The organism is Clostridium sp. AF17-21AC, assembly GCF_003461365.1.
In the GTDB taxonomy this organism is placed as follows: domain Bacteria; phylum Bacillota; class Clostridia; order Lachnospirales; family Lachnospiraceae; genus Coprococcus; species Coprococcus ammoniilyticus.
Genome location: NZ_QTWY01000009.1, coordinates 34,738 through 52,256 on the forward strand (window position 1 = coordinate 34,738; position 17,519 = coordinate 52,256).

Here is a 17,519-nt window from a genome sequence, read left to right on the forward strand (position 1 = left end):
TCTGCATTTTATAAACAAATAATTTATGTCCATTATTTATCGGATGATTTTTTTCGACGGATAATCAAATATCCTGCCAATATTAATATTCCAATCACAGACAGGCATACACCCACCATCAGATAAGGTGTATGGTAAGTCAGCATAATTACATGGTCACCTGCTTCAACCGGAACGCCCATCAGGCCGGTTCCAATCTTTACAGGAGCCAACTTTTTCCCATCTACAGTAGCCGTAAAGCCTTCATTGTACGGAACCGCCAAATACAGGATTCCAGCCTTGTCCGCTGTTATATGTCCATTTAAGCAATTGCCGTCATACCCATCAAATTCCATTGTATTCTTTAACACATACTCTTTAAATGCCTGAACCGTTTCCTCGTTTATCGCATACAAGGCAACTGTCTTTATGCCCGATTCATTCATAGCTGCTCCTGTAGCAAATCGCAGCTTAACCTCATCTCCTGCATTTACATTTCCAATATGTATCATGCCTGCTGATTCCGGATAGACCGAGCCAACAACCTGCTGACCATTCACATAAACATCAACGCCTTGCAATCTGGTATCCGAACACTCTACATACAGATCCTCTGCCTGTTCTGCTTTATAGGAAACGATCATGGAGGTTGCAATATCCGCCTGAGCTGTATATGCATAGACACCCTCCCCCTGCTTTGTTGCATCCAGACCGGTAAATGAGATCATATCATCTGTAACCGTTTTCTTCTCAAACAGATCTGAAAACTCCGGTTGCCCCATTCCAAGCATCACCAGATCATTCTGATTTTCGGCTGCACTCTTCTCTCCACTCCAGTTCAGAATGTCCTCATCCAGAAGGAAGCCCATCCCTGCAAGAGCATCCGCCTCATACAGATATCCATATGTTCCATCCGGTGCTGCCACCATATGATATCCACCTGCTGCTCCTAATTCATTTGTCATAATATACCGGACATTATACATCAGTGCTGTAACCGGAGTCGTTCTTCTGTAGGTATACTCTATATTCTGATAATGTGATAATCCAAGACTAGCAAAGGAATCAATGGCAGAACCATTTGCCATGGAGGAATAGCAGTTTGTATTTGATAACTGCAGATAATCATAGGAATACAATGCCGTCTTACGTTCTCCGGCTTCCAGATCACATTCTGCATATGCCGTTTCCCTGGATGTCTGTTTTATATCATCTGTAAGACTTCTGTTATTTCCCTTTGCACTCAGTACATAGCTGCCATTTAACACCAGCTCTATGATCCAAAGGCTGACCACCCATATATAAAAGGTCTTCCATTTGATGCTTTTCCGGAGTACAAAGACAAACAAACCAAAATAAGCAACGATAAATATGAGTACCGCTACATAGGAATTTGGATTTGTTTCATCGCGATTGAAGAACAGCTCCAGCAGAAACAATACAAGGCAGCTTCCAAATGCTGCTCCTGCCTGCCACATCCGGATCTTCTTTATATTCAACAGACATACATAGGCTGCCCCAAGCAGCAAAAATGTCCAGATAAATGCAAAACGATTTCCCATACCGTGTGTGACTGCGAATCCATGAAGCACATAATTCAGTCCTGCCTGATTCATTGCAAATGCAAGAAATAACAGAACTGTCAGATACCGGAGCTTCCAGGTCCATTCTATCTTCTTCATAAAGAACAACAGGATCACAAGCAATACAATCAGTGTGCCACAATAATTATTATGATTAAACAGATTGCCTGTCGTCACCTTATTCAACGGGTAAAATGAATTGATAAAATTACCGATATTACCAAGCTGATACCACGGCAGCTTATCATCCATACTTCCTGCCCCGGACAAATGCAACACTGCATAAAAAGCAGGAACCAGTACCACACCTGCGATCATCCCTGCGATAACGGACCAGATCAGAAACCGGAGAATCCCCCTGCCAAATTCACGAAGAGTTTTCCAGTCCTGTAACAGGAAATACAGCACGATAAACAGGCACAGATAAAAGGCAAAATAAAAATTCACGATAAATCCAACCGCAAGCAGCACTGTATAAGCAATCTTTCCCTTACCGGCAGCCATCCGTTCTACTGCGATCGCAAGAAACGGTACAAGGATCAGACCATCCAGCCAGATTACATTGTGCTCATATACCAGCACAAATCCGCACAGTGCATACGACAGAGACAAAACAATTTCAACTGCTGTCTGCCAGCCACGACCAGTTTCTTCATCTGCATACCGTTTCAACTCTGTACGTCTGAAAAAATACAGTCCCGAAGGAGCAAGCAGAGAAGCTTTGACAACGATCATAATAACCATTGCCAGCTCCACATGTCCGGATCCGCATATTACTGCTATGATATTAAACGGGCTCATACAGTAATAAAACATATTTAAAAGCATGTCCATTCCCAGACCATGATCCCACAAAAAGGTACTTTTATCTCCGGAATGCAGCCATTCCAGAAAGGTCTGCAGCATTCCTGTATACTGATCATATGCATCCTGATACAGAAAGCTGTGGCTTCCAAATGGATACTGTCCGTTTATTATCATATTTACAATATAAAAGCCCAGACAAAACAGAAACAACAGAAGGTACATCATACCATGCATGTACCTTCTGTTCTTCTGAGTTGTCTGAGCATCGTTATAATTATCTTTTACATTCATCTGCCTCAACATATCTCTTACATCCATTCACTTATTAATAAAAACAATGATTTCCAATAACCGTATAATCGGATAAGGAATCCGTATCAATATAATTCACATTCAAGAAACTCATAAAAGATCCAATATTATTATTTCCTGCTAATGCATCATCTGCAGCCTGCTGTGCAGTAGACAGCGGTCCGTTCTGCAGATATCCCTGCATCACACTTCCGGTTGCCATCGGAAACTGATTTGGTGCATAAATTACAGATGAGATTGAATTGCCCCAGCTACCACTCTTTACACGATTCAGAACCACATTTGCAACTGCAAGCTGACCTTCGTATGGCTCATATCCAGCTTCCATGCTGACCAGACAGGCAAGCAGATAAGCATCATCATACTGAGATGGATCTACAGAAGATGCTTCTGTCGTCGCTTCCTCTGTTGTTGGTGCTTCTGTAACAGGTTCTTCCGTTGTCGGAGCCTCTGTGGTCACCTCTTCTGTCGTCGGTGTTTCTGTCGTATCGTCCGTTGTCGGCTCATCTACTGACATAACCTCAGGTTCTGATGCTTCTTCAGATGCAACCTCTTCTTCTGCAGATGCAACTTCTATTGTTTTCTGTGTCTCTGCATCAACCATTGCTGTATAATCATCGATTGTCATTGCGTACTCATAAGACTCTGCAACTGTGATATAATCTGCTGCTATGTACCCGGTAACATCATTTGCCAGTGTTACCTGAACCCAGTTCTTATCCTGTTCCTCTACAGGAAGAACCGTATCCTTTGCTACCAGCTCAAGAATATCAGAATCTGTTGACTTCTCTGCACGTACACGGACGGTATCATCCGTTACTGTTCCAAGCACTTTCTTATAATCTGCCGCATATGTCTCTGCATCCTTACCGGTCAGAATATAATCCCTGTTTACATATCCCGTTACATCACCGGAGGAAATTTTCACCCAGTCACCATCTGTTTCCAGAACATCACCTACATTACCATCAAACAGCTTTCCAACAATATCAGAATCCGTCGATGCTTCCTTACGGATATTTAATGTATCGTCAATCTTGGCGATAAATTTACCATCAAATTCGGACTTCTCTTCTGCTTTTGCTACTACTGTCTTCTTCTGTGCTGCCTTCTTGGTTGTACTATTGTTCTGATGTGCAGTCGTATCGACAGAAGCAGTCTCTTCACTGGTTGTCTCCACTTCAACAGTCTGAATGGTCTGACTGTTCAGGTAAGCAGGGTTGTGATCCAACGCCTCCCCATACTTAACAACAAGTCCGATTCCTGCTACCGTAACGACCGTAGTTGCTGCTACAAGCAGATTACGTTTCATATATCTATAACTGAATAAACCTCTCCTCATATGGGAAAAACGATTATTTTTTTTGTTAATTCTCATCTTTTCGTACCTATTTATTAAAAACCATGACAAAATGTTACATTTCTGTTAAAAATAATACTCTAATTTTGATTTCATGTCAATACGCATATGTCCCCCGCATCAACTTTTTATAGTAAAATGTATTAATTTTTTGTGAATAAACAAAGGATTTTTTTGTTTATTTTATATAATCTGCTGTAATATTGCTTTGTAATCACACACTTAACATTTCCGTCATAATTACAGATTTATTATAACATTTTCGCACAATACCTGCCATATTCTGAAATTTACTGAATTTATTCCACAGCAACGAAAAATCCATGCTATAATGGTGAAAAATCGTCAGCCAGCAGGCATGGTTTTAGACTCAACAAATGAACAAAAGGCAGGTAACAGCTATGCGAATTGATAAATTTTTGGCAAATCAGGACATCGGCTCCAGATCCCAGGTAAAACAATATATTAAAAAGGGAATGATATCAATAAATGGAACGGTCTGCAAATCTCCTGAACAGAAGATTGATGAAAATACAGACCAGATTTCTTACAACGGAACGGTTATTGGCTATCAAAAGCACCACTATTACATGCTGAACAAACCGGCAGGCTGTGTCAGCGCAACCAATGACAATCTGCACACAACCATTCTGGATCTGTTAAAAGGTTCTGTTTCTGTAAAAAATCTGTTTCCTGTCGGCAGACTGGATATTGATACAGAAGGGCTGCTGCTCATCACAGATGATGGAGAACTGTCCCACAATCTCTTATCCCCATCCAAGCATGTAGCAAAAACATATTTTGCCCGTATCGACGGGCTGGTAACAGAAGAACATATCAAAGCATTCAAGGCAGGTCTGGATATCGGAGATGATAAGCCAACCAAGCCGGGCACTCTGGTCATAAAAAGCACCAATCCTGATACCAGCACCTCTGAAATTCTTCTGACGATCACCGAAGGACGTTACCATCAGGTCAAACGCTCCTTTGAAGCCCTCGGCATGAAAGTCACCTACTTAAAACGCCTGTCCATGGGTAGTCTGGCATTGGACGAAGCCCTCGCTCCCGGCGAATTCCGCGAACTGACAGAAACCGAGTTACAGGCATTAATACAGAAAATTTTTTAATTTAACTTTGCGCTGATATTGTTATTCCTTATAAACATACAGAAGGGGTTCTGCCCCGGATACAGACAACCACTATAATATGACATAAGCGAGGATTTCGAAATAAGATGCACATTGCCAGTAAATGCGAGCGCTTGTTCGAGCCAAAGGCGAGTTAGCGCAGAAGCATTTACGAATCAGGCATGTGCAGCGAATCGAAACCGCAGCGAGTCATATTATAGTGGTTGTCTGTATCCGGGGCAGAACCCCTTGTATATGTTTTGTAATAAATAACAATATCCGCACAAACTACAGAAGGACATTTCCGTATTAGATCATTCCTTTGATGTACAGGATGCTGCTTGTAATTCTTCCGCCGGAATGTTTTACATAATCACGGTACTCTTCGTAGCTGATGTAGTATTTCTTACCCCATGAAGAAACGATCAGGTATTCATGACCTGCTATTTCCTCTACTCCTGTCACAACAACAAAATGGCTGTGAACATTTTTCTTCATGGACGCAAGCATCCGCCCATCCTTTTCCACATACATATGGATTCCTTTATTTCCAAATACATTTGGTATATTCGGACCAATTGATAATACAACCGGCTTATTTTTACGGATCAAATGCCTGATCTGTTTCATCATTTCCTCGTCAGATAAAAACAGTCTCCATCTGGCACGAAGTCCAATATCATTCAGCATAAAATAACGGTTCAATGTATTCATTATCGTCACGCCTGTCATTCCTTTATACCACAGGAAAAATACATAATGCTTATAGAACCATTTCACATATTCAAGGTAATCATTTTTGTTATAAAGTCCCTTCGGCTTGTTGATCTTGCGGATTGCATCTGTCATAAGTCCGGGATTCTGTTCTGCAAGATAGATGGATATATCCGCCAGTGCGATCACTCCGCAGCCTACCTTCTGCATCTTCTTACTCTTGCACCATGACTGATTACCACCATAGCTGATCGTATTCATGTTTTTTATTCTGATATAATCTTTATTTAACAGATAATTATTCTCCATATTATTCACCCTCTTATATCAAATCTTTGATAATACTTATTATCAGGCTTCTATAGAGAGATTATAACACCCATCTCCATTCACTTCAACCATTTTTTATACCATGAGAAGTAGTTTTGAAAACCATGTTTCTGTTTCTATATTTTCCCCTTTACTTTTCGTCCCTATTCTGCTATAAAAGTAATGAGCTGGACAAGTGATCGCGGCTGTCATATGACAGGTGAGGAAAGTCCGGGCTTCACAGGGCAGGGTGCCGGATAACGTCCGGTGGAGGAAACTCCCAGGCTAGTGCAACAGAAATAAACCGCCATGTATATGGTAAGGGTGGAAAGGCGAGGTAAGAGCTCACCGCTGCTTCTGGTAACAGAACAGGCTCTGTAAACCCCACTCGAAGCAAGACCAAAAAAGCAGCTTCGGCTGTGAGACGAATGGCTGCCCGTCAAGTCTCAGGTAGGTCGCTTGAGCTTTATGGCAACATAAAGCCTAGATAGATGATCACTCTCGACATAACCCGGCTTATCGTCCAGCTTTTATCATACTGACGATAAATGGGCTGGCTATATATGTATTTCACAGAACACTCGCGTTCTATTTTCTACGTAGCGGTTCTAAACTCTCCGCTTTTCAAGCGGCTCGTTAAGCACCGACGTAGAAAAAGGTCTGTTTCATACATATATAGCCAGCCCATTTATCTGTTCATTGACTTATACAAAGTGAGAATCATCCTCAGACTTTAAAACAGCCTCCACCGATAAACTCGCGTAAGATGGAGTTTAATGGTACGACGGTTTCTTCCAATGGAAGAAACCGATCAGTCAGCTCTTTTAATCGAAGGACGTCTGAATAATATGGAGACGTTTCTTCTACTGCCATCAATAGTGGTTCAATATGTTTTTTCAGCACAGAATATTCATACAACAATCCGGAATTAAACATCACATCCGCATTGTCTTCATATGGGAATATATACCGTTCCTCTCCCTGTCTGACGGATTGCCACATCGAAAGAGTTCGTTCTATGTCATGGCCACGGGTTCGGTTATCCCGGACGATCCGGCGGATCAGCCGGCTGTCCAGTGTAGAAATCTTATCCTCTGATCCAATCATAAGCTGATTCAATGGACTGATATAGATTTTATATTTATCCTCATCTGAAAGTGCATATGACATTTTGGGATTCAGTGAATGGATTCCCTCCAGAATCAAAACATCCTGAGTCCCTATACGCAAATTATCCCCTTTGTACAGTCTTCTGCCATTCATAAAATCAAATTCCGGCAGTTCAACTGTCTGTCCGCTTAACAACTGATTCATATCATGATTCAGTAATTCTACATCCAAAGCTTCCAGACATTCAAAATTATAATTTCCATTTTCATCCTTTGGATTATCTTCCCGATTGATAAAATAATTATCAACTGCAATCGGATGCGGATGCAGTCCAAGTGCACAAAGCTGTATACTAAGCCGGTGTGAAAATGTCGTCTTTCCGGCAGAGCTTGGTCCTGCGATCATCACAATCCTTTTTTTCTCTCTGCGGATACTTCTGGCTATATCATAGATCGCATTCTGCTGCATGGCTTCACATACAAGGATCAATTCCGTGCCTTTCCCTGCTTCTACGATCTCATTGATCTTTTCAACCGAATCAGCCCCTACACGGACTGCCCATTTCTTTGCAAGCTCTTTTAAAGTCAGCACGCTGTTATGTACCGCTTTTTCGCTCATATTTCTAATAAACCTCCAAAACCCTTCTGTCAACAAAGGCCACTGATGATCATATCATCCACGATCTCTGTCATCCATCTATGCCATATACCTGCTTCAAAACTGCACAAATGGTCTTTTGTTCTGCTTTTACTGTCTTCAGCCGTTTTGCCGCATTCTCCGTATTCTTACCACTTAGGCTGTTGATCAGCCCGGCCGTTGTATCCCGCCGTTTTACCAGCCACGACCGTAAAACCGGATCTTTCTTTCGTAACAGGCTTCCACCATACATATAGCACCAGTCATCAGCAAGCTTTGAACAATCATATTCATCCTTCTGCACCATCTCATGAACCCTTACATCCAACAGGTTATAATATTTTCCGGCGTCGATCAGCATCTGTTCATCTGCAAGATGATATCCTTTTTCTGCCAGATATCGTCTGACCTTTTCAATATCCGACTGTGGTTGAAGCACAAGCTGATCACAACGTGTAACCACCTCTTCGCCGCGTTCCAGAATGTCAATCATCAACATACCGCCCATTCCAGCCAGAACAACAGCGTTTACCTCGCCCGGCACAATTGTATCAAGCCCGTCACCCATACGAATCTCAATCTGATCCGACAGGTTCATTGCTTCAATATTCCGTTTTGCTATCGCAATCGGTCCCCGTCTGACATCGGATGCGATCACCCGTTTTGCTCTGCGCTGTTCTACCAGATATATCGATACAAATGCATGATCGCAGCCGATGTCTCCGACTGCATCACACGGCTGTATCATATCTGCAACCGACTGCATCCGTTTCGACAGTTCTATCATATGCTCTCCATCCCTATTTTAGTATATATAATCTCTCAGTTTTCTGCTTCTGCTTGGATGTCTGAGCTTCCGAAGAGCCTTTGCCTCGATCTGACGGATACGCTCTCTGGTTACATTAAATTCCTTACCAACCTCTTCCAGTGTTCTTGCTCTTCCATCTTCCAGACCAAAACGAAGGGTAAGTACCTTCTTTTCACGTTCGGTCAGCGTATCAAGTACCTCAACCAACTGTTCCTTCAATAAAGTAAATGCAGCAGCATCTGCCGGAACCGGCATATTATCATCCGGAATAAAATCACCCAGATGGCTGTCTTCCTCCTCACCGATAGGTGTCTCCAAGGATACCGGTTCCTGCGAAATCTTCAAAATCTCACGCACACGTTCAACCGGAATATCCATAACCTCTGCAATCTCCTCCGGCTGTGGCTCCCTGCCAAGTTCCTGTAATAACTGTCTGGATACACGGATCAGCTTGTTGATCGTTTCTACCATATGAACCGGAATACGGATTGTTCTTGCCTGATCTGCGATTGCTCTTGTAATTGCCTGACGGATCCACCATGTTGCATATGTGGAGAATTTATAACCTTTTCTGTAGTCAAATTTTTCTACTGCTTTGATCAGACCAAGATTTCCTTCCTGAATCAGATCAAGGAACAGCATACCACGTCCAACATAACGCTTTGCAATGCTGACAACCAGACGAAGGTTCGCCTCTGCAAGCTTCTGTTTTGCCTGCTCATCGCCTTCTTCCATACGTTTTGCCAGTTCAATTTCTTCCTCTGCACTCAGAAGAGGCACTTTACCAATTTCCTTCAAGTACATTCTGACAGGATCCTCGATGCTGACACCGTCCGGTACAGAAATGTCGATCTTATCTACATCCACATCCTCTTCCAGATCCTCTAACAAAAGCTCCTCATCGTCATCCTCTTCTGTGATTGTCAGAATATCTACATTGTGGCTCTCTAAAAATGAAAAGATCTGCTCCATCCGTTCCAGATTCAGCTCAATTTCTTTTGCATCATTAAAGTAACGTATGATCTCTGTATCTTCAATTACCATCTTTTTCTTTTTTGCCATCTCAAGCAGGCCCTGAAGCTTCGCCTGAAATTTCTCTTCAATCTGCTCTTTATTCTCTTTTGATTCCATAAATCATGATCCTCCATAAATATATAATAGTTTATCCATTCTATAAGGAAATATGCAGCTTTGTAAGATTCGCTTTGGCATGTATGAGGCTCTGCATCTCGCTTATATCATTTGTCTTTGCCAGCTTATCTTCTATACTGCTTAAACTTATCTTTTTTACAACATCGGTCACTGCATTATTAATTTCTTCCTGCGTCATATCAATTCCGATGTTCGTCTGAAGCATCTCTGCCACCAGCCGCTGTTCCTCCAACGACTCAAATGTCGTCACGATGCTCGCAGGCTCTACCCTGCCATTCTCCCGATACTGGGAATACAGCTTATCAGCCACTACCCGGTAAACACCATCTTCAAAACAGGTTTCATCAATGATTCCATCCAGTTTCTGAAATAATCCCGGTTCGTTGACCATCCATGTCAGAAGCAGCTTCATTGGTTTATTCTTTGCCGGATCGGCAGCTCTGCTTTCATGCTCTGCCCGCCGTTCTTCCCGTTCTACAATCTCTGACCGCGGAACACCTGCAATTCCGTATTTGTGTACCAGATCTGTAAGACCTGACTTGTCAATATGGTATAGGTTCGATACCGCTTCTATATAATTATTACGCTCCAGCACTTCTTCTATCTGTGCCAGTCGTTTTGCTGTCTCATTGTGGAAGGAGGTTCGCTCCTCCGGATCGTTCAGATTGTATTGTTCCGACAACATACGAACCTCAAACATGATCGCGCTTTCTGCATTCTTGATTCGCTCCTCAAAGGCTTCACTGCCAAGTGTCTGAATAAATTCATCCGGATCCTTATACGGCCGCATATTAATGACTCTCGCCGAGATACCTACTTCACGCATGATCGATATAACCTTCAGCGTAGCCGCAACACCTGCACCATCGCTGTCATATGCCAAATATACTTCCTTTGTATATCGCTTCAATATATTGGCATGTCCAAAGGTAAATGCAGTTCCAAGTGATGCTACCGCATTATCAAAGCCCGCCTGATGCATGGATATGACATCCATATAACCCTCGCAGCAGATAAACCCTTTTCGCCGGCTTCTCCTGGCAATATTCATTGCAAACAGATTCCGGCTCTTATCAAATACAACTGTATCACTGGTGTTGATATACTTTGGTTTTCCATCACCCATGACTCGTCCGCCAAATCCGATCACCTTGCCATTGATATCCAGAATCGGAATCATCGCACGATTCCAGAACTTGTCCGATCCGCCATTTTTCTCATCGATCAAAACCAGACCGGAGTCCTTTAACTCTGCATCTGTATATCCTTTTCCTTTCAGGTAACGATACAGATCATCCCGGTAAATGTCTGCATATCCCAGACCGAACTGATTGATTGTTTCATCCGAAAGGCCTCTGCCCTTAAAATACTCATAGGCTTTCTTTCCATGCTCTGTATGTCGCATGATATAATGAAAATATGCTGCTGCGGTCTTATTCATATCCCGAAGCAATATTTTATATTTCTCTCTTGATGCATCCTGTCCGGACTGATTACTCTCCGGCAGCGTCATGCCTGCCTTATCCGCCAGATACTGTACGGCTTCCGGGAATGACATATTCTCATATTCCATGATAAATGTAAATACATTTCCTCCAGCTCCGCATCCGAAACAATGATACAACTGCTTGTCCCGGTCCACCTTAAAAGACGGTGTCTTTTCATGATGGAATGGACAACAGGCTTCAAACGTCCTTCCTTTTTTCCTGAGACTGACATACCCCGATATCACATTCACAATATCATTTCTGGATATCACCTCATCTATCACTTCATCTGAATAGTACAACGACTACCCTTCCTTTCCAATTCAACTACTTTCTATCTATACGCCCATAAGCTTCTGTCCAAACACATCTTTCTTACGGATTGCAGTCTCATCTCAGACACCCTTCCATGCACCTGGAACATAGATCTCCTTAAATGTCTCGATCGCATAGTTGTCTGTCATTCCCGCTATATAATCACAAATCACCGTCGTAAGATCTTCACCCATATAGAGCATCTCTATACTTTCATTGTTCAACCTCGACTGATCTTCCATGTAATAATCATATAATATCTCTAATAACTTTTCTGCTTTTACTTCCTCGCTCTTTGCCACCGGATTCGTATACAGATATTCAAACATATATCTGCGGAGAGCTGATAATGCATCTCCGATCTCCTCTGACATTTCAACTGTATCAGTACCATAGCTGGTATCAATCACGTCATGGATCAGACAATCCAGCCGATCCCTTGTATTGCTTCCAAGAGCCTTTACAATACTGATCGGAAGATCCGATTCTTTCATAATACCGCCGCGGATGGCATCATCCATATCATGGTTTACATATGCAATCTTATCCGCCAGCCTGACAATCTTTCCTTCCAATGTTGCCGGTGTACAGGAGGTCTTATGATTCAGCATACCATTCCGGACTTCCCAGGTCAGATTCAGTCCTGCTCCTTTTTTCTCCAGTTTTTCCACCACACGCACACTCTGTTCATTATGCTGGAATGACCTGCCGGAGCATCTGGACAATGCCCGTTCTCCTGCATGACCAAATGGCGTATGCCCCAGATCATGACCAAGTGCGATTGCCTCTGTCAGATCCTCATTCAGTCGAAGTGCTCTTGCGATCGTTCTTGCAATCTGCGCCACCTCAAGGGTATGCGTCAGTCTGGTTCTGTAATGGTCATCTCCCGGTGATAGAAATACCTGCGTCTTATGCTTCAGACGACGAAACGCCTTACAGTGAATGATCCGATCCCTGTCCCGCTGATAGACCGTCCGAAGATCGCACTGTTCTTCTTCCCGATCCCTGCCTCTGCTCTGATCACTGAATGATGCATAAGGACTCAGGATCTCATGTTCCTGTTGCTCCTGTTTTTCACGAATCAGCATATTTCACCATCCTCCATGGTCAACATAACGAATATAACAAAAAAGTCCGTACAATTTTATTATTCTACAGACTTTTTCATTTTCCTTTATTTTATTATTAAAGAAACTATTTTGTTTTTCTTTTATTTTCCCTCTTCATCCACTGATTCCGATTCATCCGATTCAGCTTCCTTCGCTGCTTCTTCCGCAGCTTTTCTCTCCTTCTCTGCAGTATCAATGATCCTTTGTTCATTCAACCGGAATATCTTTCGTATCGTATGCGTTGTTCCCCACGCAATTGCCCCAAACAAAAGCAACAGCCACATATACCAGATACTCACAAACACAACCGGATATTTCACACAGATAAATATCGGAACAAACCATGCGATAACGACCTTTACCCATGACCACAGATAAGTGATTGAAAGTACCATTGCATTTCTTACCGTGATACTCAACGCATTATTATACCTTGCAATTAACGGAAATAAAAACGGTACAACAAGTGCAACTAATACTGCCTCAATTATAAGCACAAATGTATAAAATGTTGAAATAAACCCTGTCACCCGCTTGATCATAATATATTCAGCCAACATTACAGCAACTGCAACGAGCAACAGTAAAAACGCAATCGTAGATTGTTTGAAACTACGCTTAAACTCATGAATGAAACCAGAAACAACAGTTTCCTCTTCATCTTCCTGAAGTCGGATGCACATTGCATACAATGCAGTAAATGATGCACCAATCGTAAAAATCGGAATACATCCTATTACAAAACAGATATTCAGTGCAAACATTGTTCCAAATGCATCCATTGCGCGTCTCAGAAACGGTTCTTTATCCCTTCCGCTATTCTTGTTGTCTTGATTGTTTGTCATTTCATTCATCAAATTTTCCTCATAAACAAAAATATAGAGAACCTGCTACAGCAGCTTCTCCTCACTTATTCAGTATATATAATGTGGGTATCGATCGCCTATGGCTTCCGATACCTACATTATATTTTATAAAAGACCTATTTACTCCTTTACACCACCAAGTGCTACACCTGCGATAATGTACTTAGAAAGGAAGAAGTACATAACCAGAATTGGAAGTACTGTAGTGAAAAGTCCACAGTAAATCTGACCCCAGTCTCTTGACTTATCATTTGCCTTTAACGCTGAAACGTACATAGGCATTGTCTGCTTCTGTCTCTCTGTTGCAAGAATAATTGAAGGTGTATACAGGTTATTCCATGATGCAACGAATCCGAAGATCGCCTGTGTTGCCATAGCCGGTTTCAACAGCGGAAGTACAATCGTATTGAATGTATGAATTTCTCCCGATCCATCGATTCTGGCTGCTTCAACGATCTCAACTGAAAGACCTGTTTCCATGTACTGCTTCATGAAATAAACAGTAGTAGGAGCAGCGATTGCCGGAATAATCAGTGCTAAGAATGATCCGTATAAGTGTGTTAAGTTACAAATCTTAATGAAACCAACGATTGATACCTGCTGAGGAATCATCATGATCGCATAAATAAAGCCCCATGCAAACTTCTTTAACTTGAAGTTATATACTGTAACTGCATAAGCTGTTAATGATCCGAAATAGATCTGTAATGCTGTAGCCGGAACAGTAACCAATAAAGAGTTTAACATAGCCTGAAGTACGTTAACACCACTTGTTTTTTCACTACCTGCTAACAAACCTTTGAAGTTTGTAATAAATTCTCCACCCGGTATCAATTTAATACCTGTAACAATTTCTGTTGACTTTAAAGTAGAGTTAATGATCAAAATATAAAATGGCAATATCGACAGGAAACAAAGCAAGATACAAACGACGTATCTGACAATCTTGCCTCCTGATACTTTTGATTCTGTCTGATCCACTTTGTTCACCTACCTTCCATCCTTTGATGATTTTTCTGCTGTTAATCTGTAGAACAGTAAGCTGATAATCAGTGTGAATGCGAAAAGCATAACTGAATATGCAGCGGCTTTACCAAAATCCTGTGTACCTCCGGCACTTACATACTTCTTAATCAGCATTACGACTGTTGTTGTTGAATTAACGGATGATCCACTGCCTGTTACAACTACAGGACCGCCCTCATTGAACAACTGAGGAATATCGTACATCTGTAAACCACCGATAGCTGATGTTACAAGTGTATACTGTAAGATCGGCTTTAACAATGGAAGTGTAATCTTGAAGAACTGCTGTTTAGATGAAGCACCATCTACGCTTGCAGCCTCATACAGGGATGGGTTAATACCTAAGATACCTGCACAAAGAACGATCATTGTATTACCATACCACATCCAGAACTGAATGAAAGCAATGATGATCAATGATGCCCAGCCATGATTTAAGATACCACCCTTATCACACCAGCCAAGGTCTTTGAAAATAGTCGTGATAGGACCATTAACCTCGAACAGACCGTAGAACAATACGGCGATTGTAGCTGCTGTAATAATGTTAGGCATATACATGATAACCTTGTAAATACCGCTTCCCTTTAACTTGATCTTGATGTCTGTAAACCATGCAGCAAGAAGTAAAGCTAATAAAATCTGTGGAATGAAATTTAAGATCCACAGAACAACTGTTACCATTAATGACTGCCAGAACTCGCTACCAGTCTTTGCAAATACATAGTTTGTAAAGTTTCCAAGACCAACCGTCTCGGTTACATATCTACCATTTTTCGCGGAATAGATTAATGAATTATAAAAAGTATAAAGAAGAGGATACAGCTGAAAAACTAAGAATACAAGAAAGAATGGAATGAGAAACAGTAATCCATATTTTCCATATTCAACTGTCTTATTCTTTTTCATTGTGTAAGAGCACCCCCTAAAAATTAATCGTTTATAGTACACACGCACCAGCAACTTTCATTACTGATGCGTGCAAATTGTGTTACTTAATCAGTTTTTAGGGATTATTCAGCTGAAATACCTAATTCTGATGCACACTTATCCTGGATATACTTAATAGCTTCATCAACTGATTTGTATGTTCCTGAATTGTATGCTGTAGAAGCTTCATCAATAAATGCCTTGATTGAAGCATCCTGGTATGTTAAGTTGCTGAGGTTAATACCTTCTGCTGCTGCTGCCCAAACTTCGATAGGGTTCTGACCACCAAGGAATTTAGCTGCTGCATTGTCAGCACTAAGTTCGCCAGCGATAAGTCTAGCATTAGCTTCTTTGTTATTTACACAGTCACCTGTCTGGTTTGTGATTTCAACACCTACGTCTGGATCACATGTTAATTCGTAAAGAAGGAATGCAGCTAACTCAGGGTTATTTGTATTCTTACCTACACATACATATGTACCACCCCAGTGATAAGATGTAGGACCTGTAACAGCTCCCCAGTTACCATCTGTAGCACCATTACCCTGCATTGAACCAATGAACCAAGGGCATCCGAAGTAGCAGAATACCTTAGAATCATCCTTCATATCTGCTGCCCATGAGTTATCCCACATAGATGTGTTGTTTGAATATTCACCATCGTAAATCTTCTTAGCTGTCTCAAGATACTCTGTAACTGACTTGTCAAGTGTAAGAGTTTCCTTTGAACCGTCATCTGTTACCCAAGGCTGTGACTGAGTATCCCAGATAGCGTACTTAACATCAGGAGCACCAGATACGATCTTGTATCCAGCAGCCTTTAATGTATCAGCTGTCTCGAAGAACTTATCCCATGAAGCAAGTGCTTCCTGAACCTTTGCAGGATCATCTGTTCCAAGAACCTTCTTAGCGATGTCTCTTCTGTAGTATACAGAACCTGCTGTTGCCTGCCATGTTACGCACTTAAGCTCGCCGTCTGTTGTACCATACTGCTTAGCGAAGTCGTATGAGTTAGCAAGCATCTCATCTGTGAAACCTAAGTCATACAGATTAGCTGTCTTTGTGTCATCCTCTGACCAGTACTTAGCTACATCATTATCTGCTGGGATAAGTGTAGGATACTTCTCTCCGTTTTCAAGAGCTGTATCAATACCTGTCTTGTAGTCATCTGATGTTCCACCAACACCAAGTGTTACGAACTCAACGTAATCCTTGTACTCTGGGAACTTGTCAAGAACAACTTTCAGCTTCTTTGAGAAATCTTCATCCCATGAATAAGCGTAGATCTTCTTGCTATCATCCCATCCATCTGTGCTAGGAGCTTCAATCTTAGCTGCTCCTGAAGCGTCCTCTGATGATGCTTCTTCTGATGATGCATCCTCTGATGATGCTGTCTCTGATGTTGCTTCTGATGATTTTGACTCTGTTGTTGAGTTATCTGTCTTGTCACCACAAGCAACAAGTGATAATCCCATAGCAAGTGCTAATGAAAGAGCCAATGCTTTTTTGATTTTTCTCACAAAAAAACCCTCCTTTTAAAATATGTGTGCTATTCCTTTCATTCATACTTCTGCGGATTGACATCTGCATCTGTATTATTTACTGGAATGCCTGCCACCTTTATACATGATCTGATTAACTTATCATTTACACAATATGTCAAACATGATTATGTATGTGGCTTTCTTAAGATATTATTGACAAATTTCCTTGTCAACATAGGCTTATTATAGGACATATTATCTAATTTGGCAAGCCCTTTTTTATTCTTTTTTATCTTTTTTGTACATTTTTAAATTTTCGTTTAAAAAAATTTACCAATTTGCGACACAGCTTATTTATACTATTTCCACAATTTTAGCTCAATTGACATACAATTTAAATCTTTA

13 protein-coding genes and 1 other RNA gene are annotated in these 17,519 nt (G+C 41.5%); 2 read left to right on the forward strand and 12 right to left on the reverse strand.

All coding sequences use genetic code 11. The annotated features are described in order from the left end of the window. Positions 1–32 precede the first annotated feature (32 nt). Complete coding sequence (locus tag DWW85_RS11865) at positions 33–2,672, reverse strand: YfhO family protein (protein ID WP_181986567.1); 2,640 nt, start codon at positions 2,670–2,672, stop codon at positions 33–35. A 22-nt stretch (positions 2,673–2,694) separates the two neighbouring features. Further along, positions 2,695–3,993, reverse strand: a complete 1,299-nt coding sequence (locus DWW85_RS11870) for a cell wall hydrolase (RefSeq protein ID WP_181986568.1) — start codon at positions 3,991–3,993, stop codon at positions 2,695–2,697. Positions 3,994–4,418: 425 nt separating this feature from the next. Here DWW85_RS11870 and DWW85_RS11875 point away from each other — a divergent pair, with 425 nt between their 5' ends. Continuing rightward, positions 4,419–5,168, forward strand: a complete 750-nt coding sequence (locus DWW85_RS11875) for a pseudouridine synthase (protein WP_330599199.1) — start codon at positions 4,419–4,421, stop codon at positions 5,166–5,168. Between the two features lie 309 nt (positions 5,169–5,477). On the opposite strand, the gene DWW85_RS11880 is transcribed toward DWW85_RS11875, so the two are convergent. Then, positions 5,478–6,191 carry a hypothetical protein gene (locus DWW85_RS11880; protein ID WP_021943496.1) on the reverse strand — a complete coding sequence of 238 codons (714 nt, stop codon included), beginning with the start codon at positions 6,189–6,191 and terminating at the stop codon, positions 5,478–5,480. A gap of 184 nt (positions 6,192–6,375) precedes the next feature. Between DWW85_RS11880 and rnpB the strand changes: the two genes are divergently transcribed. Next, positions 6,376–6,726: RNase P RNA component class A (gene rnpB, locus DWW85_RS11885), an RNA gene on the forward strand. A gap of 191 nt (positions 6,727–6,917) precedes the next feature. On the opposite strand, the gene DWW85_RS11890 is transcribed toward rnpB, so the two are convergent. From DWW85_RS11890 to DWW85_RS11930, 9 genes are all read right to left on the reverse strand, one after another. Further along, the gene (locus DWW85_RS11890; RefSeq protein ID WP_117808763.1) at positions 6,918–7,919 is read right to left on the reverse strand and encodes a nucleoside kinase; all 1,002 of its coding nucleotides are present in this window, start codon (positions 7,917–7,919) and stop codon (positions 6,918–6,920) included. 70 nt (positions 7,920–7,989) lie between these two features. Beyond that, entirely contained in the window at positions 7,990–8,724 is a 735-nt protein-coding gene (locus DWW85_RS11895) for a class I SAM-dependent methyltransferase (RefSeq protein WP_117808764.1), read from the reverse strand. Between the two features lie 18 nt (positions 8,725–8,742). After that, positions 8,743–9,876 (reverse strand): RNA polymerase sigma factor RpoD, encoded by a 1,134-nt coding sequence (gene rpoD, locus DWW85_RS11900; RefSeq protein ID WP_021943499.1) that lies wholly within the window; start codon positions 9,874–9,876, stop codon positions 8,743–8,745. A gap of 40 nt (positions 9,877–9,916) precedes the next feature. Beyond that, positions 9,917–11,686 (reverse strand): DNA primase, encoded by a 1,770-nt coding sequence (gene dnaG, locus DWW85_RS11905; protein WP_117808765.1) that lies wholly within the window; start codon positions 11,684–11,686, stop codon positions 9,917–9,919. A gap of 93 nt (positions 11,687–11,779) precedes the next feature. Next, positions 11,780–12,787, reverse strand: a complete 1,008-nt coding sequence (locus tag DWW85_RS11910) for a deoxyguanosinetriphosphate triphosphohydrolase (RefSeq protein ID WP_117808766.1) — start codon at positions 12,785–12,787, stop codon at positions 11,780–11,782. A gap of 122 nt (positions 12,788–12,909) precedes the next feature. Further along, the gene (locus tag DWW85_RS11915; protein WP_242996201.1) at positions 12,910–13,653 is read right to left on the reverse strand and encodes a YesL family protein; all 744 of its coding nucleotides are present in this window, start codon (positions 13,651–13,653) and stop codon (positions 12,910–12,912) included. 141 nt (positions 13,654–13,794) lie between these two features. Beyond that, positions 13,795–14,664, reverse strand: a complete 870-nt coding sequence (locus DWW85_RS11920) for a carbohydrate ABC transporter permease (protein WP_117808768.1) — start codon at positions 14,662–14,664, stop codon at positions 13,795–13,797. After that, complete coding sequence (locus DWW85_RS11925) at positions 14,665–15,609, reverse strand: sugar ABC transporter permease (RefSeq protein WP_117808769.1); 945 nt, start codon at positions 15,607–15,609, stop codon at positions 14,665–14,667. Between the two features lie 104 nt (positions 15,610–15,713). After that, the gene (locus DWW85_RS11930; protein ID WP_117808770.1) at positions 15,714–17,150 is read right to left on the reverse strand and encodes an ABC transporter substrate-binding protein; all 1,437 of its coding nucleotides are present in this window, start codon (positions 17,148–17,150) and stop codon (positions 15,714–15,716) included. Positions 17,151–17,519: the final 369 nt, after the last annotated feature.

What these genes read in the sequence shown, in the direction of transcription:
- DWW85_RS11865 (WP_181986567.1), bottom strand. Translation starts at nt 2,672, where the DNA reads ATGTTGAGGCAGATGAATGTAAAAGATAATTATAACGATGCTCAGACA.
- DWW85_RS11870 (WP_181986568.1), bottom strand. Translation starts at nt 3,993, where the DNA reads ATGAAACGTAATCTGCTTGTAGCAGCAACTACGGTCGTTACGGTAGCA.
- DWW85_RS11875 (WP_330599199.1), top strand. Translation starts at nt 4,419, where the DNA reads ATGAACAAAAGGCAGGTAACAGCTATGCGAATTGATAAATTTTTGGCA.
- DWW85_RS11880 (WP_021943496.1), bottom strand. Translation starts at nt 6,191, where the DNA reads ATGGAGAATAATTATCTGTTAAATAAAGATTATATCAGAATAAAAAAC.
- DWW85_RS11890 (WP_117808763.1), bottom strand. Translation starts at nt 7,919, where the DNA reads ATGAGCGAAAAAGCGGTACATAACAGCGTGCTGACTTTAAAAGAGCTT.
- DWW85_RS11895 (WP_117808764.1), bottom strand. Translation starts at nt 8,724, where the DNA reads ATGATAGAACTGTCGAAACGGATGCAGTCGGTTGCAGATATGATACAG.
- rpoD (WP_021943499.1), bottom strand. Translation starts at nt 9,876, where the DNA reads ATGGAATCAAAAGAGAATAAAGAGCAGATTGAAGAGAAATTTCAGGCG.
- DWW85_RS11910 (WP_117808766.1), bottom strand. Translation starts at nt 12,787, where the DNA reads ATGCTGATTCGTGAAAAACAGGAGCAACAGGAACATGAGATCCTGAGT.
- DWW85_RS11915 (WP_242996201.1), bottom strand. Translation starts at nt 13,653, where the DNA reads ATGACAAACAATCAAGACAACAAGAATAGCGGAAGGGATAAAGAACCG.
- DWW85_RS11925 (WP_117808769.1), bottom strand. Translation starts at nt 15,609, where the DNA reads ATGAAAAAGAATAAGACAGTTGAATATGGAAAATATGGATTACTGTTT.